The organism is Allokutzneria sp. NRRL B-24872, from assembly GCF_002155965.1.
Lineage (GTDB): Bacteria > Actinomycetota > Actinomycetes > Mycobacteriales > Pseudonocardiaceae > Allokutzneria.
The window spans coordinates 1-20,706 of record NZ_MUMH01000142.1 but is presented as its reverse complement, the minus strand read 5'-3'; the positions used below and the strand labels follow the sequence as shown (position 1 = coordinate 20,706).

General features: G+C 72.1%; 13 protein-coding genes. 4 read left to right on the top strand and 9 right to left on the bottom strand.

Annotated features, from left to right (window positions below):
* Window positions 1-14 precede the first annotated feature (14 nt).
* The 4 genes from CCN37_RS31205 to CCN37_RS31190 all read right to left on the bottom strand — a co-directional run bounded on the left by CCN37_RS31205 (window position 15) and on the right by CCN37_RS31190 (window position 6,507).
* On the bottom strand, window positions 15-521 hold the full coding sequence (locus tag CCN37_RS31205; RefSeq protein WP_086827774.1) for a DUF4240 domain-containing protein: 507 nt from the start codon (window positions 519-521) through the stop codon (window positions 15-17).
* Between the two features lie 31 nt (window positions 522-552).
* Complete coding sequence (locus tag CCN37_RS31200) at window positions 553-1,866, bottom strand: C39 family peptidase (RefSeq protein WP_086827772.1); 1,314 nt, start codon at window positions 1,864-1,866, stop codon at window positions 553-555.
* Window positions 1,867-1,904: 38 nt separating this feature from the next.
* Window positions 1,905-3,440: a glycoside hydrolase family 10 protein gene (locus CCN37_RS31195; RefSeq protein ID WP_086827770.1), complete on the bottom strand. Its 1,536-nt coding sequence runs from the start codon at window positions 3,438-3,440 to the stop codon at window positions 1,905-1,907.
* A gap of 151 nt (window positions 3,441-3,591) precedes the next feature.
* Window positions 3,592-6,507, bottom strand: a complete 2,916-nt coding sequence (locus CCN37_RS31190) for a BTAD domain-containing putative transcriptional regulator (protein ID WP_086827768.1) — start codon at window positions 6,505-6,507, stop codon at window positions 3,592-3,594.
* A 328-nt stretch (window positions 6,508-6,835) separates the two neighbouring features.
* Here CCN37_RS31190 and CCN37_RS31185 point away from each other — a divergent pair, with 328 nt between their 5' ends.
* On the top strand, window positions 6,836-7,039 hold the full coding sequence (locus tag CCN37_RS31185) for a hypothetical protein (RefSeq protein ID WP_086827765.1): 204 nt from the start codon (window positions 6,836-6,838) through the stop codon (window positions 7,037-7,039).
* Window positions 7,040-7,091: 52 nt separating this feature from the next.
* Window positions 7,092-10,028, top strand: coding sequence for a LuxR family transcriptional regulator (locus CCN37_RS31180; protein WP_246843417.1), 2,937 nt, complete (start codon window positions 7,092-7,094; stop codon window positions 10,026-10,028).
* 77 nt (window positions 10,029-10,105) lie between these two features.
* Here the strand turns inward: CCN37_RS31180 and CCN37_RS31175 are convergent, their stop codons facing one another.
* Window positions 10,106-11,782: a bifunctional 3'-5' exonuclease/DNA polymerase gene (locus CCN37_RS31175; RefSeq protein WP_086827763.1), complete on the bottom strand. Its 1,677-nt coding sequence runs from the start codon at window positions 11,780-11,782 to the stop codon at window positions 10,106-10,108.
* A gap of 275 nt (window positions 11,783-12,057) precedes the next feature.
* Here CCN37_RS31175 and CCN37_RS31170 point away from each other — a divergent pair, with 275 nt between their 5' ends.
* Window positions 12,058-14,172 (top strand): transglycosylase domain-containing protein, encoded by a 2,115-nt coding sequence (locus CCN37_RS31170; protein WP_246843416.1) that lies wholly within the window; start codon window positions 12,058-12,060, stop codon window positions 14,170-14,172.
* Window positions 14,173-14,576: 404 nt separating this feature from the next.
* On the opposite strand, the gene CCN37_RS31165 is transcribed toward CCN37_RS31170, so the two are convergent.
* The 3 genes from CCN37_RS31165 to CCN37_RS31155 all read right to left on the bottom strand — a co-directional run bounded on the left by CCN37_RS31165 (window position 14,577) and on the right by CCN37_RS31155 (window position 17,954).
* Window positions 14,577-15,407, bottom strand: coding sequence for an SDR family NAD(P)-dependent oxidoreductase (locus CCN37_RS31165; RefSeq protein WP_086827760.1), 831 nt, complete (start codon window positions 15,405-15,407; stop codon window positions 14,577-14,579).
* A gap of 537 nt (window positions 15,408-15,944) precedes the next feature.
* Window positions 15,945-17,015, bottom strand: coding sequence for a helix-turn-helix transcriptional regulator (locus tag CCN37_RS31160; protein ID WP_143261887.1), 1,071 nt, complete (start codon window positions 17,013-17,015; stop codon window positions 15,945-15,947).
* 279 nt (window positions 17,016-17,294) lie between these two features.
* Window positions 17,295-17,954 carry a ScbR family autoregulator-binding transcription factor gene (locus CCN37_RS31155; RefSeq protein WP_086827755.1) on the bottom strand — a complete coding sequence of 220 codons (660 nt, stop codon included), beginning with the start codon at window positions 17,952-17,954 and terminating at the stop codon, window positions 17,295-17,297.
* A gap of 212 nt (window positions 17,955-18,166) precedes the next feature.
* Here CCN37_RS31155 and CCN37_RS42205 point away from each other — a divergent pair, with 212 nt between their 5' ends.
* Window positions 18,167-19,042, top strand: coding sequence for a ScbA/BarX family gamma-butyrolactone biosynthesis protein (locus CCN37_RS42205; RefSeq protein WP_168200940.1), 876 nt, complete (start codon window positions 18,167-18,169; stop codon window positions 19,040-19,042).
* Between the two features lie 130 nt (window positions 19,043-19,172).
* On the opposite strand, the gene CCN37_RS31145 is transcribed toward CCN37_RS42205, so the two are convergent.
* Window positions 19,173-20,706: aminotransferase class V-fold PLP-dependent enzyme (locus tag CCN37_RS31145; RefSeq protein ID WP_086827739.1), on the bottom strand; the 1,534-nt coding region annotated here is incomplete at its 5' end.

The following is a 20,706-nucleotide window of genomic DNA, read 5'->3' as shown; positions in this document are numbered from 1 at the left end:
CCGCCCTAGCCGTTTCAGCTCAGGTCGAAGCGGGCGGCGAGCCGGGGGAACCGGAGCACCAGGCCGTCCCAGTCGTCCCCGTCGAACGGCTCGCCGGAGGTCTCCGCCGGGCTGGTGTTCGTCGGCGGCAGCTCCTGTCCGGTCAGCTGTTCGTACGCGTGGTTGGCCGCGCACAGCAGCCATTCGCCGTCGCCGAAGTCCTCATCGTCGTAGCCCAGCCCGGCCAGTGCGTCCGGATCGGCCAGTGCGATCTCGAACGCCTTGCGCCCCAAGGAGATCAGCCACGAGCGGAAGTAGTCGAACCCGTCGTCGCTGCACCCGCCGAGCGCCACGTACGCCGCGGCCCACAGGTCCCACCGGTTGGCCCGCGCCAGCTGCTCGTCGAAGAGCCGCTCGAACTCCACCACCTCCTCCGGCGCTCGCGCGGTCAGCAGCTCGGTCAGCCGCTTCGCCTGCTCCTCGACGTCCGCCGCGCCCGCCGAGGCTTCCTCCACCAGCCGCCACAGGGTGTTCTCGTCCATGGGGCCGGACGCTACAAAAGGGGTCTGACACTCAGCGGGGCAGCGGGTAGTGCGGCGGGCGGACGATGTAGGCGATGCCGCCGGGGCCGCCGCCGACGGAGCCGTTGGCGAGGTGTCGCTTGGTGCGCTGCCAGATCGTCTCGAACTGCGCCCGCTTGTAGACGTGGCGCACGGCCGGGTTGTTCGGCGACGCGGGGTCGTTGGCGATGACGTCGCCGTCCTTGGTGAAGCCGACCACCACCATGATGTGGCCGGAGGTGCCGTAGCCCGCGCCGTCGAGCTCGCTGGCCAGGAACGACTGCGAGGTGATCACGGGGATGCCCTGGAGGATGTAGCGCTCCAGCTCGCGCAGCGAGGACAGCCGGGTGATGTGGCCGTCCAGGCCGTAGCTGGCGGCGTAGGCGGTGTTGAACGGCCAGTTGCCCGCGCCCTCGTAGTCGTGGTCCCAGTTGTAGCGCGCCGCGTGCGCGACGGAGGGGTCGACGTAGCCGGGCTCGATCCACTCCATGTCCTTTTTGGACGGACGGCGGCCCCAGTACTCCAGCACCATGGTGGAGGAGGTCGGGCTGCACCAGACCTCACCGCCGCCGCCGTACTCCGGGTACTTGCCGCGGTGGACGTTCTGCGAGTACCTCGGCACCGGCAGCTCCACGCCCCACGCGCCGCCCGCCGGGCTGATCGGGACGGTGAAGCGCTCCGGGACGGCGGAGGTCATCGCGCCGACCATGCGCACGTGCGGGCTGGTCTTGGTGCCGGGCAAGCGGTACAGGGTCACCCGCAGCTGGTACCCGCTCAGCGGCTGGCCGGCCTTGGCCTGGAAGGTGTCCACGTCGACGTTGCCCGTGGCGTCGCCCTGGCCGGGCACGCTGGTGCGGCGGATGTCGGTGTCACCGGAGGCCCAGCGGCCCATCACGTACCACTTGGTCTCCGCGCCCGCCGAGGTCTGCCCGCGCATCTCGACCTGGAGCCAGGTGCCCGCGGGAGTGCTGGCGTTCCACGACGCCACCAGCTCGGTCGCGGCGAACTTCTGCTTGTACGTCGGCGAGGTCCAGCGCGAGTACTCGTAGGTCTTCGTCGTCTGCGTGTGCGGGTCGGTGTAGTCGAACGTCCCTTGTGGACGGTTGATGACGACGCCGCCGGTGGGCACCACGGCGACGCCTTCGAGCTGCCCGGCGCGCCACGCCCACGGCGAGCGCCACTCGTGGAAGTCGACCGAGGAGTTGCCTGGCCGCGCCGCGGGTTCCGGCGAGCCGCTCGCGGGCGTCACCGTCATCGAGGTCAGCAGCGCCGTTCCGGTCAGCCCGGCCAGGGCCAGCCGCAGCCAGCGGATCGAGTGGGTCGGCATCGCACGCTCCCGCGGTCGCTCGTGGGTGGTCTCGTGGGTCAGGCGGTGGTGGGCCAGGATCGACCGGCCGCACTCTCATGGTGACCGCGGTCGACGGCGGTTACCAGGTACGTATAGGTGACGCCGGGGCGAGCTGAACGGTCGAAGAACACCGCGCCCCCACTGGCATCCGCGCGCACGGTGTCGACCATGGTCGCGCAGCCGCGCCGCTCCGCGCGGTACACCGCGTAGTAGGTGGGCGGCAGTCCAAGTGGTCTGATCCGCACTTGAACACCGCCGTCGACGCGCGAGGTTGTGGGGGCGGGCGGCCACGGTCGTCCCCATGTCGGCATCGTGTCGCGCCGTGGCACCAGTGCCGGCAGCCGGTGGATGTCGTTGACCAGCCGATCCCGGAAGCCCAACGGGTTGGCCAGCACGCTGTGGATCTGGAAGTAGATGTGGCCCGCGACCTCCGGCATCGCGGAGGAGAGCCTGAGCTGGCGCGGCATCTCCTCCGGATCAGTCCACTGTGGACTGATCGTGGTCCCGATCCGGTACGCGGCCTGCCCCAGGTACAACGCGACGCCGGTGCCCCGGACCTCGCGGGTCCACCAGTCGACGAGCTTGGCGTAGTCGGCGGCGGGAAACCCGATGTGCCAGTAGGTCTGCGGTGCCACGTAGTCGATCCAGCGCTGCCTGACCCACTTCCTGGTGTCCGCGTGGAGGTCGTCGTAGGTCTGCACCCCGGCCGTGGTGTCCGAGCCGGTGGGGTCGGTCTTCCCGTTGCGCCACACCGCGAACGGGCTGACGCCGAAGCTCACCCACGGCTTGGTCGCCTTGATCTTCGCGGAGAGCCCGGAGACCAGGCGGTCCACGTTGTCCCGCCGCCACGCGGCCCGGTCGGGGAAGCCCGCGCCGTTGTCCGAGTACGTCTGATCGTCGTCAAGTCGTTGTCCCGCAACGGGATAAGGGTAGAAGTAGTCGTCGAAGTGCACGCCGTCGATGTCGTAGCGGCGCACCACGTCGACGATCACCTTCTCGACGAGCTCGCGCACCGCCGGGATGCCCGGGTTGTAGTAGAGCGCGCCGCCGTAGCGCAGGACCCACTCCGGGTGCAGCCGCGCGGGGTGGTGCGGCGCGAGCTTGGTGACGTCGTCGTTCTTGCTGATCCGGTAGGGGTTGAACCAGGCGTGGAACTCCAGGTTCCGCGCGTGCGCCTCGCGGACGGCGAACGCGAGCGGGTCCCAGCCGGGGTCCTTGCCCTGCTCGCCGGTCAGCCAGTGCGACCACGGCTCGAACTCCGAGGGGAAGAGCGCGTCGGCGGTGGGCCTGACCTGGACGAACACGGCGTTGGCCCGCACCCGCCGGGCGCCGTCGAGCAGGTCGCGGTACTCGGCCCGCACGCGCTCCGCGGGCAGTCCGGGGGCGCTCGGCCAGTTGATGTTGCCGACGCTGGCGATCCACATCCCGCGCAGGGCCTGCTGCGGCGCCGGGCAGGCCACCGCGTCGGGCTCGGCCGCGGAGGCGGGGGTGATGAGCACCGCGCTCATCGTGAGCGCGGCCAGCAGTGCCCTCAGCGCGCGGCGCCAACCCATGCTCGACCCTCCGACTGCGTCGTCTTCGAGATTGTCAGCGATTTTCGTGATCACAGGCCGACTTGTAAATGCCTGCCCGACGGTTGGGTCCGACCGGCCCAACCGTGCCGCCGTCCCCTTGTTCCCGGCTTGTCGCCCGATCAACCCAGGGCTAACCCAACGACGTCAGCGCTGCCGTCAACTCCGACGCCTTGTCCTCGGAGCCCAGCTCCCGCCACAGCTGCCGGGCGAGCGCGATGTGCGTGCGGGCCGGGTCGATCCGCCCGGCGGCCTGGTGCAGCTCGCCGAGGGACTGCGCGGTGCTCGCCTCGCCCCGCCGGTCCCCGATCCGCCGGTGCCCCTCCAGCGCGGCCCGCAGCAGCGCCGCCGCCCTCGGTTCGTCGCCGAGCTGGGCGTGCATCTCGCCGAGCTGCTGGCGCGCGTAGACCTCGCCCTGGGTGTCGCCGATCGCCTCGAAGACGCCGAGCGCGCGCTCGGTCTCGGCCACCGCGGCCGACGTGCGGCCGAGGGTGAAGTGCAGTTTGCCCAGCTCGTGCAGCACGTGCGCTTCGCGGTGCCGGTCGGCGAGCGACCTGGAGATCCGCAGCGCGGAGGAGAACTCGCCCAGCGCGGCGGCGTGCCTGCCCGCCGCCAGCTGGATCACGCCGAGCACGTTGCGCGCGTAGGCCTCGCCGTGCCGGTCCCCGGCGTTGACGAACATCCCCAGCGCGGCGGTGCAGTTGCGCAGCGCGTCCTCGGTGTTGCCGAGCACCCGTTCCACGGCGGCCAGCCCGGACACCGCGATCGCCGCGCCGTGCTCGTCGTCGACGGAGTCGAACAGCCCGCGCGAGCGCTGGAACTGCTCGACCGCCTCGGGGTAGCGGTCCTGGTAGAGCGCGAGCTGGCCGAGCCCTCGGCGCAGCACCGCCTCGCCCCAGCGGTCCCGGTCCTCGGTCGCGCCGACCAGAGCGGCGTCGTGCGTGCGCCGCCACTCGTCGAAGTGGCTGCGCAGGTCGAACCACGGCACCAGGCACGCGGCCAGCTCCTGCGCGGCTCCGCGCGGCCCCTGTTCGACCGCGGCGACCAGGGCCTGCGTCTCCGCCGTCAGCCAGCCGACCGGATCGGCGGTCACCAGGCGCAGCACGGCCGCTTCGGGGCACCACCGGGGCGCCGCGCCGGTCGCCGGGGCGAAGATGCTGGTCGGCAGGTGCGCGCAGGCCCGCTCGGCCAGCGTCAGCCAGCCCCCGGCCACCCGCTCCAGCGCCGCGTCGCGCTCCTCTGCCGGATCGGCGCGCACGATCTCCCGCGCGTAGACCCGCAGCAGGTCGGCCATGGCGTAGCGGGGCTGACCCGAGCAGTCCACCCCGGCCAGGCGCAGCAGATTCGCGTCCACCAGCTGGTCCAGCACGTCCTCGTACTGGGCGTCGTCCGAGCCGAGCAGCGCGCCGACCACCCACCCCGGCTGCGAAGGCCCTTCCAACAGGCCGAACAGCCGCATCGCCCGCGCGGCGGCGGGAGCGAGGCCGCGATAGCTGAGGTCCACGCTCGCCCGCACGCCCAGCTCGCCCAGGCGCAGCTCGTTCAGCCGCCGCGACTCGTCGTCCAGCCGGTCCGCCAGCACGCGCAGCGGCCAGCCCTGCCGCCCGGCGAGCTTCGCTCCGGCGATCCGGATCGCCAGCGGCAGGTGCCCGCAGGCCGCCAGCAGCCGGTCGCACGCCTCGTCATCGGTGTCCACGCGGTCCCGCCCGGCGATCGAGGCGAGCAGCGCCACCGCCTCGGCAGGGGAGAACACGCCCAGCTCGACCTGGTGCGCCCCCGGCAGCTCGGCGATGCGCGAGCGGCTGGTCACCAGCACGGCGCTGCCCGCGGTCGCGGGCAGCAGCGGCCGCACCTGCGCCGCGTTCACCGCGTCGTCGAGCACCACCAGCATCCTGCGGTCGGCCAGCAGCGACCGGAACCGCGCGGCCCGCTCGTGCGCGCCCTCCGGCACCGCGGCACCTGGAACCCCGAGCGAGCGCAGCAGCTCGGCGAGCACGGCCGCCGGATCGCGCGGCGTGCGCGAGGTCCCGCCGAGGTCGACGTGCAGCTGGCCGTCGGGGAAGCGCGAGCGCAACCGGTGCGCCGCGTGCGTGGCCAGCGTGGTCTTGCCCATGCCGGGCGCCCCGACCACGATCGCGATCGGCATCCGGTCCGGCTCGGCCAGCGTCCCCAGCAGTTCGGCGAGCTGCGGCGCGCGGCCGGTGAAGTCCGGGGTGTCCGGGGGCAGCTGGCAGACGTGCTGCGGCTCGACCTCCACCGCGCCCGGTTCCTCGGCCCGCTCCCCGCTGAGCACCAGCCGGTGCACGTGGCGCAGCTCTGGCCCGGGCTCCACGCCGAGCTCGTCGGCCAGCCGCCGCCGCACCACGGTGTAGGCGTCCAGGGCTTCGGCCCGCCGTCCGCTGCCGTGCAGCGCCAGCATCAGCTGCCGCCACAGCTCCTCGCGGAACGGGTGCTCCTCCAGCAGGCCCTGGAGTTCGGAGATCGCGTTGGTGTACTCGCCGGTGGCGACCTGCAGGGCCAGCCGCTCCTCGGTCGCGGCCAGCCTGCGCTCGGTCAGCCTGCCCAGCGCGGACTGCCACCCCGGGCTCGCGGGCAGGCCCTCCAGCGGGCGCCCGCGCCACAGCGAGCCCGCCTGCCGCAGCAGGTCCAGCGCGCGCTCCGGCCGCCCTGTCGAGCGGTCCCGCTGCGCCTGCTCCACCAGCTGGTCGAAGCGCAGCAGGTCCAGCTCCTCCGGCTCGACGTGCAGGCTGTAGCCCGAGGTCAGCGCCCTGATCCGGTCCTCGTTGCGGTCCCCGTGCCCGTCGGTGCCGCCGCGCAGGCCCGCGCGCAACGTGCTGACGTAGGTGCGCAGGTTCGCCACGGCCGAGCGCGGCGGGGAGTGCGGCCACAGCACGTCGACCAGCACGTCCGTCGACACCAGCCGGTTGGGGTTGAGCAGCAGGCTGCCCAGCAGCATCCTCGGCTTGGCGCCGCCGAGGGAGAGCACGCGCCCGCCAGCCGCGACCTCCAGGGGTCCGAGGACCCGGAAGCTCATCTCGGTCGTGCTCATGGCCCCACCGCCCCGCGCCGCAGTTCGTAACGCGATTTGTACGTCGTCACGGGCCCTTCTGGTTGCTCGGTCGCAAACCTTTTCAGCCAGGTGCCCGTTCGGTCCAGCTCAGCGTGGCCCAAGCGGCTCAGTGCCCCCGGTCACACCAGCGTGGCACAAGGCACCGACAGTTCACTGCGCGCCTCCCCGGGGTGGGTAAGGCGGCCGTCCGGGTTAACGGCGAGTAAGTAAGGGCTCCGCCCCGCCGAACTTACGTGATCATCCGATGCCGCCCTCCCCGCCTTACGGCGAGTCTCGTCCTCACACACCGGAGAAGAGGACGAAGAAGATGAACCACTACATCGGTCAGGACGCCATCAACGCCGAGCTCGCCTACCGCAGGGAGCGCATCGCCGAGGCCCGCGGCACCGCTTACCGCAGCACCTTCGCGAGCTGGTGGCAGCACCTCGCGGACACGCGAACAACCGCCGCGCGGGCGCGCGCCGATGTGAAGCGCGACGGCTCGCCCGCAATTCGGCCGCGCAGTGTCTGACCCCTGTGCGAGCATCCTGGATGTGTCGCGCCTAGGGTCCGGAATTCCGCTGGTGGGGCGCAGTTCGCAGCTACGGCGACTGCGCTCCGCCCTCCAGCAAGCCCAACGCGGGACGGCCGCCGCCGTCCTGCTCGCGGGTGATGCCGGGGTCGGCAAGTCCAGGATGGTGGCCGAGCTCTCCGAGCGCGCCGCCGCCGAGGGCGCCAGGGTGCTCGTCGGGCGCTGCCTGGACGCCGGGGAGACCGGCCTGCCCTACCTGCCCTACGTGGAGCTGCTCGGCCAGCTCGGCGAGGACGAGGTGCCCCTGGTCAAGGCCCGCCCCGCGCTCGGGCGGCTCGCGCCGGACATGGTGGAGGCCCCGCCCCGCGTCTCCGGCGCCGACCGCAGGGTGGAGCAGGACCTGGGCCAGCTCCAGCTCTTCGACGCCGTGCACGGCCTGATCACCGAGCTGGCCACGGCCAGCTGCGTGGTGGTGGTGCTGGAGGACCTGCACTGGGCCGACAGCTCCACCCGCTACCTCACCTCCTTCCTGCTGTCCCGGCTGCGCTCCCAGCGCGTGCTCGTCGTGGCCACCTACCGCACCGACGACCTGCACCGCAGGCACCCGCTGCGGCCGTTGCTGGCCGAGCTGGTCCGGCTGCCCGCGGTGGAACGACTGGACCTCGCCCCCTTCGACGCCAAGGAAGCCCGCTCCTTCGTATCCCAGCTCGCCGAGCACGACCTGCCCGAGGACAAGATCGCCGAGATCGCGGCCAAGTCCGAGGGCAACGCCTTCTTCGCCGAGGAGCTGGTCGCGGCGTGGGCGGGCTCGGACTCCTGCCGCAACATGCCCACCGGCCTCGCCGACGTGCTGCTGGCCAGGGTCGAAGCCCTCAGTCCGCACGCGCAGCAGGTGGTCAGGACCGCCTCGGTCGCGGGTCGCTGGGTCCGGCACACCCGCCTTCAAGAGGTCTCCGACCTGGTGGAAGCCGACCTGGAGGCCGCGCTGCGCGAGGCCGTCGCCCACCACGTCCTGGTCTTCAGCGAGGGCGAGGAGCGCTACGTCTTCCGGCACGCCCTGCTCCGCGAGGCCGTCTACGGCGACCTGCTGCCCGGCGAGCGCGTCCGGCTGCACAGCGCCTACGCCAAGAACGCCGCGAGCACGCTGGGCCAGCGCGGGTCCGCCTCCGCGCTGGCCCACCACAGCCTGGAGAGCCACGACCTGCCGCGCGCGCTGTCCGCCTCGGTGCGCGCCGCGTCGGAGGCCAAGGCGTCCGGCGCCTACGCGGAGGCGCTGTACTACTACGAGCAGGCGCTGAAGCTCTGGCAGGCCGTTCCCGAGCCGGAGACCGTCGCCGACATAGACGAGCTGAGCCTGACCAGGAAGGTCGCCTACATGGCCTCCCAGGCCGGGGAGGTGGATCGCGCGGTCGCCTACGCCCGCTCGCTGGTCCGCCTCGCCGAGGAGGGCAGCGACACCGACGTCACCGCGGACTCGCTGCGGATGTACGCCCAGTACCAGCTGTGGGCCGAGGCGAAGCTGTCCATCGCCGCCGACGCGATCGAGCGCGCGTGGGAGCTGGTCCGCGACGAGCCGGACAACGGCGTGAAGGCGTGGGTGCTCTCGGTGCGCTCGCGCGTGGCCACGCACATGGACGTGCCGGACGAGGTGGCGATGGGCTACGCCGAGGAGGCGCTGCGCGTGGCCAAGGCCTCGGGGGCGCCGGGGGCGGAGGCGGACGCGCAGATCTCCCTGGCGATCTTCGACGAGTACGCCGCGCGGCCGGAGAAGGCCCGCGAGCGGCAGCTGATCGCCCGGGACCGCGCGGTGGAGGCCGGAGCGCTCTCGGTGGAGCTGCGGGCCTGGTACAACCTCTGCGTCAACCTCTACGACCAGGGCGAGCTGACCCGCGCGCTGACCATGATCGACGAGGGCGCCGCGCGCGCCGAGCAGGTCGGCCTCACCTGGAGCGTCTACGGCCTGGAAGTCCGCCTGCTCCAGGTGGTCGTGCGCTACATGCTCGGCGACTGGGACGGGGCCGAGGCCGCCGCCGAGCTGCCCGGCCGCGCGGTCCCAGACCTCGCCGCCGCCGAGGTGGCAGCCGCTGACCTGCACGTGAAGGTCGGCAGGGGCCGCTACGCCGAGGTCCGCTCGATGCTGCGGCAGTTCGGCGAGCAGTGGCGCCGCGACCCGCTCACCCTCGTGCTGATCGACCCGTGCGTCACCGAGATGGAGCTGTGGCGCGGCCGCCCCGCCGAGGCCGCCGCGCGGATCGAGAACGCGCTGCGCGTGCAGCGCGAGTACGACGAGTGGGGTCCCCGCGGCATCTGGCTCGGCACGCTCGGCGTCGTCTCCTACACCGAGCTGGCCAAGCAGGCCCGGCAGCGCGGCAACGCCGAGGCCGAGCAGGAGGCCGTCCGCTCCGGCATGGAGATGCTGGAGTTCGTCCGCGACACCGTCCGCCTCGGCCGGCCGCGCAGCGGTCAGCTCGGGCCGGAGGGGCGGGCGTGGGTGGCCAGGGCCGAGGCCGAGGCGCTGCGGCTGCGCGGCCGGAACGACCCCGAGGCGTGGCGCGAGGCCGTGCGCGCCTTCGGCTACGGCCACGTCTACCAGGAGGCCGTCGCCCGGTGGCGGCTCGCGGACTCGCTGTTGCAGGCGGGCGACCGCGAGGGCGCGACCACCGAGCTGTGCCTGGCGCACGAGGTCGCCGACCGGCTCGGCGCCGTCCCGCTGCGCGACGCGCTGCGCCAGTTCGCCAAGCGCGGCAGGCTGCCCCTCGGCGAGGCCGTCCCCGCGCAGGAGCGCCCCGTGGTCAACCCGCTGACCCCGCGCGAGCGCGCCGTGCTCGACCTCGTGGCCAAGGGCAACACCAACCGCCAGGTCGGCGAGGCGCTCTACATCAGCGAGAAGACCGTCAGCGTGCACCTCACCCGCATCATGGCCAAGCTCCGCGCGGGCAGCCGCACCGAAGCCGTCGCCGCCGCCTACGAACGCCAACTCCTCAGCTGAGGCCCGGCCGCCGGTTCATCGGTCGGCGCCGAAGAGGTTGAGGGTGGACGGGCGGAGCGCTGGTCGGCGGAGGGCTCCTACTTGGCGTCGGCGTAGCAGTCGACGATGGTGGCGGCCAAGGGGAAGCGCACGGGGGTGTCGCCGAAGAGCAGCCGGGTCGCGGTGACCGCCGCGTCGTGCACGGCGGTCACGACCCGTTCGGCGTTGCCCTCCACGCAGTGCACGATCACCTCGTCGTGCTGGAAGAACACCAGTTCCGCCTCGCCCAGCTCGCGCAGGGTGGCGCGGAGGCTGGCCAGCATCGCCAGCGCCCACTCCGCCGCCGTCGCCTGCACCACGAAGTTGCGGGTGAACCGGCCCCGGGCGCGCGCAGCCGAGAGGGCCTTGCGGTCGTCGGTGGCCGCCGTCTCGAACGCGGGCTCGGAGCCTTCCAAGGACACCGAAACCGACGCGGGCGGGCACGTGCGGCCGAGGTGTGAGCGCACGAGCGCCCCGCTCTCGCCGAGCTGCGCCGCGTGCTCCACGTAGTTCATCGCGGCGGGAAACCGTTGGCGCAGCGTGGCCAGCAGCGGGCCGATCCCACCCGAGGTCTGGCCGTAGAGCGCGCCGAGCATGCCCAGCTTCGCCCGCGCGCGGTCCCCGTCGAAGGCGTCGGCGGCGAGCGCGGCGTACAGGTCCCCGTCACCGGCCGCCGCGGCGAGCCGGTGGTCGGCCGCCATCGCCGCGAGCACCCGGGGTTCGAGCTGGCTGGCGTCGGCGACCACGAGCTTCCACCCCGCGTCGGCGATCACCGCGCCGCGCACCTTGCGGGGGATCTGCAGCGCCCCGCCGCCGCGCGTGGCCCACCGACCGGACACCACGCCGCCAGCGACGTACTCCGGCCGGAACCGTCCACTGTGGACCCACGAGGCCAGCCAGGACCAGCCGTGCGCCACGTGGATGCGGTAGAGCTCCTTGTACTCCAACAACAACGGCACCGCGGGGTGGTCGACCTCGCGCAGCACCCACGAGCGCGTCGAGCTGAGCTTGAAGCCCGCCTTGGCGAACGCGCGCAGCACCTCGGCGGGGGAGTCCGGGTGCATCCGGTGGTCGCCGAAGGCCTGGCTGATCCGCTCCGCCAGCTCGCCGAGCCTGCGCGGCGGCGCACCGGCTGCCGAACGCGAGCCGAGCATCTCCACGAGCAGCGCGTCGTGCACGTCGGCCCGCCACGGCAACCCCGTCGCGCCCATCTCCACCGCGATCAGCGCGCCCGCCGACTCCGCCGCCACCAGCAACCGGAACCGGCCGGGCAGCGCCACCCCGCCGATCCGCCGCTGCTGCTCGGCGTGCACCTCCACGAGCGCCTCCAGCGGGTCCACCCCGCCCGGCAGCGCCGCCTCCCCGGTCTCGAACAGCGTTGGCTGGAGCTCCTTCGTCCTGGCAGGCGGGTCCGGCGGCACCGGCCAGCCGCGCAGCCTGGCCAGTGCCGCGCCCAGCCCCCTCGGCTCACCCCACCGGCCCGCGTGGCCGCAGAGCAGCGCCTCGGTCAGCTCCACGTCGTGGCAGCGGTCCACCCGCACGCCCGCCGCCAGCAACTTCGGGTAGGTCTCCGCCGTGCTCGCCCACACCCAGCGCGGCCGGTCGGCCCGCTCCCGCTCGCGCACGGCCGCCACCGCGTCGGGCACGCGCAGCACCGGTCCGACCGCGGAACCGTCCTCCGCGAGCGGGCACAGTACCCCGCCGCCGTCCGCAGTCACCACCAGCGCCACCCGCACACCCGGGATTGTGCGCGTCCCCACTGACACTCTGCCCCCGCGACGCCACGAGCTGTCGGGGGAGTGACCTAGTGTGGTGACGCGGAACTTGCTCGGCCTCCCGAAGCAACCTTCTGGGCGCCTGAGGCGACCTATACATGGGGGAGAGTCGAACCGCGCCGCCCGGACAGGGGCGTGCCCGCCGGTGCTCGACCCGCAAGCAGGACTTCGGCTCGCGTGGCGCGAGGCCCGAGAGCAGTCGTGGAAGGGGTTGTCGAGAAGTGGTTGCCTCCCGCGTGACGGGACTGGCGAAGTTGATCGGGTTGTGCGTCGTGGCCGGGGTCCTGGTCGCGGCGATGATGTTCCCCGTCGTCGGGGGAGTCGGCCTGATGTCCAACCGCGCCAGCGAATCCGTTGACCAGATCTCCGCCGACCTGGTCAGCGTCGACCCGCCGCAGGTGACCTCGGTGCTCGACAAGAACGGCAAGGTCATCGCCTCGCTGTTCGAGCAGGACCGCACCATCGTGCGCAGCGAGGACATCTCGCCCAACATGAAGGCCGCGATCGTCGCCGTCGAGGACCGCCGCTTCTACGACCACAACGGCGTGGACTGGCAGGGCATCTTCCGCGCCGCGGTGGACAACGTGGTGCAGGAGGGCGACGGCGGCGGTGGCTCGTCGCTGACCCAGCAGTACGTCAAGAACTACCTGGCCTACGTCGTCGCCAAGTCCGACGACGAGCGGGAGAAGGCCACCGAGCGCAGCATCGCGCGCAAGCTCCGCGAGGCGCGGATCGCGCTGCAGCTGGAGCGCGAGGTGAAGAACAAGGACGAGATCCTCACCCGCTACCTCAACATCGTGCCCTTCGGCGGCCAGATCTACGGCGTGGCCAGCGCGGCGCGCACCTACTTCAACACCTCGCCGAAGGACCTGACCATCCCGCAGGCCGCCTTCCTCGCGGGCCTTGCCAACCAGCCCAGCAGGCTCAACCCGGTGAACAACCCCGAGGGCGCGGTCAAGCGGCGCAACTGGGTGATCGACAAGATGGCCGAGAACAAGGCGTTCCCGATCGCCGACCCGGCCAAGCTCAAGCAGGAGATCGACAACCTCAAGGCGGCCGAGCTCGGCACGCAGAACCCGCTGCGCACCCTGTCCAACGGCTGCGTCGGCACCGGCGGCGGCAACGTCAACGGCTTCTTCTGCGCCTACGTGATCGACTACCTGCAGAAGGCGGGCATCCCGCTGGAGCAGATCAAGCGCGGCGGCTACACGATCAAGACCACCCTGGACCCGGTGGCCACCGAGGCGGCGAAGTCGGCCGCCGAGGGCGAGGTCTCCAAGACCACCGACGGCATCGCCAACGTGATCGCGGTCGTGCAGCCCGGCAAGGACAAGCACCGCGTCGTCGCGCTCGCCGCGAACCGCGACTACGGCACCAAGCAGGACCTGGGCCAGACCTCCTACCGGTTGCCCAGCGACGTCGCGCGCTTCGGCGCGGGCTCGATCTTCAAGGTGTTCACCGCCGCCGCGGCCATGGAGGAGGGCAAGGCGGGCATCAACACCAGCATCCCGACGCCCGGCAGCTACACCTCCTCGGTCTACAAGAACGGCGGCCGCGGCTACACCGTCAAGAACGCCGGTGACGGCTACCCCGACGCGATGTCGCTCCAGCAGGCCCTCGCGACCTCGCCGAACACCGGCTTCATCTGGCTGGAGGAGCGCGCCGGGCTGGGCAACGTGGTCGACATGTCGATCAAGCTCGGGCTGCGCACCAGCATGCAGGGCGTGAACAACGCGGGCACCAAGCCCAACCCGGACAGCAAGAACCGGCAGTACAAGCTGACCCAGGAACAGCTGATCAAGCAGGACAACTCCGGCTCGTTCACCCTCGGCGTGACCCCGGTCAGCCCGTTGGAGCTGGCCAACGTCGGCGCCACGCTGACCTCCGGCGGCGCCTGGTGCCCGCCGAGCCCGATCGAGCAGGTCCTCGACCGCGCGGGCAAGCCGATCCCGGTCAAGGAAGCCCCGTGCGAGCAGGTGGTCAGCCCCGAGTTGGCCAACAGCATGGCGCAGGCCATGAGCAAGGACGACCAGGGCAGCGGCACCTCCGCCGTCGCCGCGCGCGCCGCCGGGTGGGACCGGCCGATGCTCGGCAAGACCGGCACCACCCAGGACCACAAGTCCGCGGGCTTCCTCGGCGCCACCCCGCAGTACTCCGGCGCGGTGCTCACCTTCAGCGACAGCGACTCGCCCCGCCCGATCTGCGACGGCGCCCAGCCCACGCTGTGCCGCAGCGGCAACATCTACGGCGGCAAGGTACCCGCGCGAACGTGGTTCGAGGCCATGAAGAAGATCCACAAGGACAAGAAGCGCGAGGAACTGCCTCCCGCCTCCCCGCAGCACACGAGCTGATCTCCACCCGCGCTCAACCCCCTGTGATCACTCGACAGGGGGTTGAGCCGTCTTCACGACCCCCGCCCCGCCAACGCCTCGTTCGGCGCGCCCAATCCCCTGAATGACCCGTTCGCCACCGTGAGCGTGCTGAATGACTCGTTGAGGTGGTTGGGCGTGGTCAATGACTCGTTCAGCACGTTCAACGGACTGAACGAGTCATTCAGGTGGTTGGGATCGTGCGCGGCGGAGCCCGGCGCGGACGGAAACGGGCCGCGCCGGGGGTCTCCTCCCAGAAACCCCGGCGCGGCCCGGTTCGCGGTGTCAACGCCTGTGGTGGCTCGACGTCCCCTTTCTATGCTCCGTCCCCCGGCGCCGGGCGTGCCGAACGGGTTAACGCCTGGGGCGGATGCCAGTGGGCCGGTTCAGGTGGCGCTCGGCCACGGCGGGCGCAGCGACAGCAACCGCATGGTCACCGCGTCCAACTGGAACTGGGCGTCGCGTCGCAGCGCGTCCTGGGCGGGGCGCACGCGGCGCTTGCCCTCGAAGTACGCGCCGTTGACGTCCTGGCGCGTGGTCGCCGCGTGCAGCACGTGGTCGGCCCCGGCCGCCGGGGGCGCCCCGGAGAAGCCGAAGGTGGCGCGCAGCAGCTTCGTCTCGATCGCCCCGGGGTCCACGCTCACCGCCGAGACGCCGGAGCCCTCCAGCGCGGTGGCCAGCGAGCACGTGTGCACGGCGAGGGCCAGTTTCGACCGCGCGTAGGCGACCTTCGGGTGCTGCGAGACGGTCGGCCACATGGTCGGCCACGCGAAACGCACGGAGCGGTGCTGCGCGCACGAGAGGTTGACGATCTTGCTGGCGCCGCCGCGGGCGAGCGTGCCGAACAGCCTCGCGGTGAGCAGCACCGGCGCCAGGTAGTTCACCTGGAACGCGGGCTCGTGGCCGTCCCTGCTGCTCACCCCGGGCTGCCCTCCGGCGACGGCGGCGTTGTTGACCAGCAGGTCCAGCACGTCCAGCCGGTCGCGCACGGCCTCGGCCAGCCGGTCCACCTGGGCGAGGTCGGTGAAGTCGGCCAGCAGCGGCACGACGGTGGTGCCGGGGTTGGCCGGGGCCAGCTCCCTGGCGAGCTCCTCCAGCGCGTCCTGCCGCCTGCCGTGGATCAGCAGCGTGTCCACCAGCCCGGCCAGCCGCCGCGCGGTCGCCCTGCCGATGCCGTCCGTCGCCCCGGTCACCAGAGCCGCCGTGATGGGGCTCATCGGCCCCGTCTTCCGCACCGCACGCCGATTGTCGGCTGACTATCCGGGGCTGTGAATTGCACTCCGCAACGAGCTTTTCCCGGGTTTCGGCAAGCCGTTCCCGGAAAAGGGGGGCGCGGGGCGGCGGAAATACCTCGCCGGGCCTTCCGGGAAGGCGGGACCGTGGTGGCGGCCATCCGGGCTACCCCAGCCCGACGGCAGGCGTCCACGCAGGTGAGGACCCTCGTGGGGGACTCTCCCGGGGTGGTGGCGCGACGGACCGACAGCGTTTTCGCCGAAATCACCGAGCACGACTCCTGGTCGAATTGCGCACCAGGCGAGAGGGCGGCCTCGGGACGGCCGCCCATTCCTCGGCCTGGCATCCCCTTATCGTGCTCCGTGAACCGTGTTCACCAGCACCGCCGCCGGGGTGAGCGCGAATTGGGGCCGTTCGCCTCAGCGCGAACTACCTCGGACGGCGGCGCCGGTGAGCGGGTGGCCGACAGCGACGGCGCCCGCACCCCGGGTGGGGTGCGGGCGCCGTGAGTGCCTGGTCGCTCAGCGCGGTTCAGCCGGTCTGGCCGCCGCGTGCACGGTCGGCGGCCACTCCTCCGCGTCGAGCAGTCCGAGCGCGTAGGCGTGCGAGACCAGCGCGGTCCGGCTGGGCGCCCGGAGTCGGCGGCGCAGCACCGCCAGGTGGTAGTCGATGCTCTGCCGGGACAGGTTCAGCGCGCGGCCGATCGCGGCGTTGGAGTCGCCGATCGCCACCCGCTCCAGCACCCGCGCCTGGACCTCCGACAGCAGCGGCGTCGACCCGGCCATGGTGGCCCAGCGCATCTGCCGCACGGCCTCGACGGCGAAGACCACCGAGGCGGGCTGGCCGTCCGGGCTGCGCGAGACCGACGCGGTGAAGCGGACCTCGACCGGGGGTTCGGTCTTGCGGTCCAGCAGCACCCGCGCGCGGTGGCTGGGGATCTTGCCGCCGAGCAGGTCGCCCCACCACGCGCCGCACTGCGGGTTGTTCCGGTTGAACAGCAGCGAGCCCGCCGTCGCGCCGCGCAGGTCGTGCAGCTGGCGGCCGAGCAGCTCGCACAGCGCCGGGTTGGCGTCGCTGACCGTGCCGTCCGGATCGCACACCAGCACCGGGATGGTCGAGCGCTCCGCCACCGCGCGGTGCCGCTCGCGCATCTGGAACAGCTCGCGCTTGGCGCGCATCTGCTCGGTGAGGTCGAGGTAGAAACCGGCGACGAAGGCACGCCCGTTGCGCGCGCGCACCGCCGCCAGGTACCCGGCGACGTGCCGGGTGCGGCGGCTGTTGAGCCGCAGCGCGAACCGGTGCGGCCGGATGATCGTGGTCTCGCAGGCCCTGGTGAGCATCTCCGCGTCCAGCCACTGCTGCTCACCGGCGAGCGCGCGCGGGCCGAACTCGTCCATCGGCGCGCCGATCATGTCCGAGGCCGCGCGGTCGTAGAGCGCCGCGTACGCCTGGTTCACCCAGCGGTAGCGGCCGTCGGGGTCGCGCACGCACACGGCGACGGGGCCGTGCGTGATCAAGTGCACGAGCAGGCGGTAGACCGCGGGCTCGTCCAGTACCGGTGTGGTGCCTTCCTTGCGTGCCACGGCGTCCATCGGGCGACTCACCTGAACCAGCCCCCGAACCGCCGCGAGCCCCCACTCGCGCGCCGTACCAGCGTCAACGTCCTGTTGCGCGTCGACATCGCCCACCTCTTCCACGCGACTTCCCGGGTCCCACGCGACCTGGCTCGAAAGATACCGACCAACCGGTATCCAAACGCCAAGACGTCCCCGCTGTCAATCACCGTGCGTGAGTGAACGACTTCGTTATCGCAACGGGACGTGCCCGAATCGAGAAGGCGCCGGGTTCTCTGGAGAGATTGCGGGAAAGGTCTACAGAGAAGGGGAGGTGACCCTCGGGCGCTCCAGCGCGGGCGGCTCCAGCCGCAGGTCGGCGGGGGCACCGTCGGGGCGCAGGCCGGGCAGGAAGCAGACCCAGAGGTGGCGGATGCGCTCGATCATGTCCTTGCGGCCGGTCAGCGACTGGGCGACCAGTTGGCTGCCGGTGAACACGCCGACCAGCAGCTCGGCGGTGGCGGGGAGGTCGAGCCCGTCGCGGACGTCGCCCTGCTCCGCCGACTGCGCCAGCAGGGTGCCCACGGCGGAGATCCAGCCGGAGAAGGCGCGGCGGGGCTCGGGCTCGTCGAACTCGGACTCGAAGACCAGGCGGACGGCGGCGCGGATGACCGGGTCGCCGACGAGTTGGCTGGCGAACTGGAAGGACAGGTCCACCAGCGCCTGCAGCGCCCGGCCGTCACTGGTCAGCAGCAGGCTGTCCACCGAGGGCGGCCAGCCCCGGTAGTGCTCCTCGATGACGGCCAGCGCCAGCGCGTCCTTGGACGGGAAGTGGAAGTAGAGCGCGCCCTTGGTCACGCCTGCGGCCTCGCACACGTCCTGCAGGCTCGTTCCCCGGAAGCCCTTGTCGTCGAAGGTCGTCGCCGCGGCTTTGATCAGCTTGGCCCGGGTCAGCTCCGCCCGTTCCTTTTTGCGCATTGGCGCTCTCCATCATGCTAATTGGGGAAAGCTCGCATACCTACCCGTCGGTATGCTAATCGAACGCGGAAGCGTCCCCCGTCAGGGACTGAGGTGCTAGAGCGATGGCAGTGACGGCAGCGACTTCATCCTTCACCCAGAACGTGCTCGGTTGTCGGTGTGGTCTTCTCCAATCGATACCAGATCCGCCCAGTCCGCTATTCCACAGCACGGTGGACCGCAGGCTGGTGCACCGCGCCGCCGTGCACGAGGTCCTGCTGACCGGGTGGGCCCGGACGGCGGGTGACCGCTACATGATCGGTGCTCAGTGGCCTCGTGACCATAGTTTCTACCGACCGCTGCCCACGGGGGCGCACGATCCCCTGCTGGTGCTGGAGACGGTCCGGCAGGCGGGGCTGCTCGTCGCGCACGTCGGAGCGGGCGTTCCGGTCGGTCACCACTTCGTCATGCACTCCATCGGCTACGACGTCGACCCGGGGCTGCTGCGGCTGGACCGGGTGCCCGCGGACCTGACCATCGACGTCACCCACCAGGTGCACGCCCGTCGCCCGACCGGGGCGGTGCGACTGGGCATCCGCACGCTGTTCTCCCGGGACGGGGAGGTGCTGGGGTCGGGAACGGGGGAGATGACCTGCCTGCCGGAGGCGGTGTTCCGGAACCTGCGCGCGAGGTCCCTGCCGCCGGAGGCGGGGCAGAGCGCCGAGCTGCCCCCGGTCGAGCCGCGCCGGGTCAACCGGTCCCGGGAGGAGGACGTGGTGCTCAGCCCGGGAAGTGATCCGCTGACCTGGCTGGTGCGGGTGGACCGCGACCACCCGGTGCTCTTCGACCACCCGCTCGACCACGTTCCCGGGATGCTGGTCTTCGAGGCGATGCGGCAGGCACTTGCCTACACCGGGCGGGGGCTGCTGCCGCTGGGCTGCCACGCCGAGCTGAGCAGGTACGTGGAGCTGGACCCACCGGCCGCCGTGGTGCTGCGGCCTGGTCCCGGCGATCCCGTGTTCGATCTCGAACAGGGTGGGAAAACCGCTGGAACGGTGTCCTGGTTCATATCCTCCGATGACGGGTGGAGAGTTCCCAACCCGCGCTGACAAATGGCCGGAGAAGTTGATCTTCACGTTTTTGTGATCGATTCATGTTTGCCTGTTCCGGTGAATTGTGGGCCTGCACTTCCCTGCCAATCGGAACGGGTGGACCGTTGTCCCGGGCGCCGGAGATCGGCTAGAGGGCGGACGCCGCCAGCTCGACCGCGTCGGCGGTGGTGTCCGCGTGCACGGAGAACCGGAGGTAGCCGGGGCGGGCGGTGGCCACGACGCCCAGCTCGCGCAGCCGCGCGGTGACCGCCGACCACCTCGGCTCGTCGAGGCGGACGGAGACGATGCCCGCGCGCTGGTCGGGCTCGGTCGGGGTGAGCAGGTCCGCGCCCGAGGACAGCAGCCGCTCCACGAGCAGGTCGGCGTTCGCGGTGACCGCCTCAGCCGCGGCGAGCTGGCCCGTGCGCTCCAGCTCGGTCAGCGAGGTGAGCAGCCCGGTGATCGCCAGCGGGTTGAGCATCGTCATCGTGATCCGGCCCGCGTCGGCCAGCACCGGGTGCTCGGTGGCATCGAACACCGCTCGGTCCTGGACACCGGACCAGCCCGTGAGGCCGTCGGTGAGCCGGTCAAGCGCTCGCGGCGACGCGGCGAACAACGCCGCGCCCCAGCCCGAGCGCAACCACTTCTGCCCACCCGCGACCACGACGTCGGCGAGGTGCCACGGCTGGTCGCTCACGCCGAAGCCCTGGATCGCGTCGACGACCAGCAGCCGGTCGCCGACCACCTCGCGCAGCGCGGGCAGGTCCGCTCGGCGACCCGTGCGGTAGTCCACCGCGCAGACTGAGACCGCGACCGTGTTGGGACGCAGTGCCGCCGCGACGCGCTCCGGGGAGGCGTGGCCGTCCGGGTTGTCGAGGAGGTCGACGGCGAGCCCGCCGCGCTCCTGCGCGCGCAGCCACGGGTAGACGTTGGCCGGGAAGTCGTGGCGAGGTACCAGGACCCGGCCGGGACCGTTCAGCCCGAACGCCACGTGGAACAGCCCCGCGCTGGTCGACGGCACCAGCGTGACGCCCGCCCGGTCGAAGCCCGTCAGCTCCGCCGCGACGTCGGCCGCTCGGTTCTCCCGGTCGTGCAGCTCGTCGACCACGCCCGGCGCGCCCGTCGCTGAGAGCCGGATCGCGTCCAGCAGGGCATCGCGCACGGGTGGCGGCGGCGGGCCGAAGCGCGCGAAGTCGAGGTAGTGCGGCTGCCCGGTCGGCTCCGCGGCGGCTGAGTGGTGCGCGGACTGCCAAGGCGCCACGTCGGTGTGGGTTGCGTTGCAGGGGAACGGCTGAGGTGCCACGTCGGCATCCGGCCGCGTGGCGGGCTGTGGCCGCAGTGTCGCGTTGAGGTGGATCGCGCTTCCGCCGCGCTCGTGAGGTGTCGCGTCGGCATTCAGCCACGCGGCGGGCCGTGGCTGAGGTGTCGTGTCGGGGTGGATCGCGCTATCGGGGTGCTCTTGAGGTGTCGCGTGGATCGCGAGTTCCGGGGCGGCAGCGTGCTTCTGGGTGGCGGGTTCCGGTTGGGCGGCGGTGTGCGGCTGTGTGGCGGCGTGCGGATGGGTGGCGTGGCACGGGTGCGCGGCGCGCTCGGAGGTGGCGTCAGCGAAAGTCCCGTTTGACGCGTTGAACTCCCTGAACGGGTCGTTCGGGTACTTGGGCGCACCAAACGGGACGTTGGCG

Bases quoted from the DNA above. Each gene is read 5' to 3' on its own strand.
- CCN37_RS31205 (WP_086827774.1), bottom strand. From the start codon at position 521: ATGGACGAGAACACCCTGTGGCGGCTGGTGGAGGAAGCCTCGGCGGGC.
- CCN37_RS31200 (WP_086827772.1), bottom strand. From the start codon at position 1,866: ATGCCGACCCACTCGATCCGCTGGCTGCGGCTGGCCCTGGCCGGGCTG.
- CCN37_RS31195 (WP_086827770.1), bottom strand. From the start codon at position 3,440: ATGGGTTGGCGCCGCGCGCTGAGGGCACTGCTGGCCGCGCTCACGATG.
- CCN37_RS31190 (WP_086827768.1), bottom strand. From the start codon at position 6,507: ATGAGCACGACCGAGATGAGCTTCCGGGTCCTCGGACCCCTGGAGGTC.
- CCN37_RS31185 (WP_086827765.1), top strand. From the start codon at position 6,836: ATGAACCACTACATCGGTCAGGACGCCATCAACGCCGAGCTCGCCTAC.
- CCN37_RS31165 (WP_086827760.1), bottom strand. From the start codon at position 15,407: ATGAGCCCCATCACGGCGGCTCTGGTGACCGGGGCGACGGACGGCATC.
- CCN37_RS31160 (WP_143261887.1), bottom strand. From the start codon at position 17,015: ATGGACGCCGTGGCACGCAAGGAAGGCACCACACCGGTACTGGACGAG.
- CCN37_RS31155 (WP_086827755.1), bottom strand. From the start codon at position 17,954: ATGCGCAAAAAGGAACGGGCGGAGCTGACCCGGGCCAAGCTGATCAAA.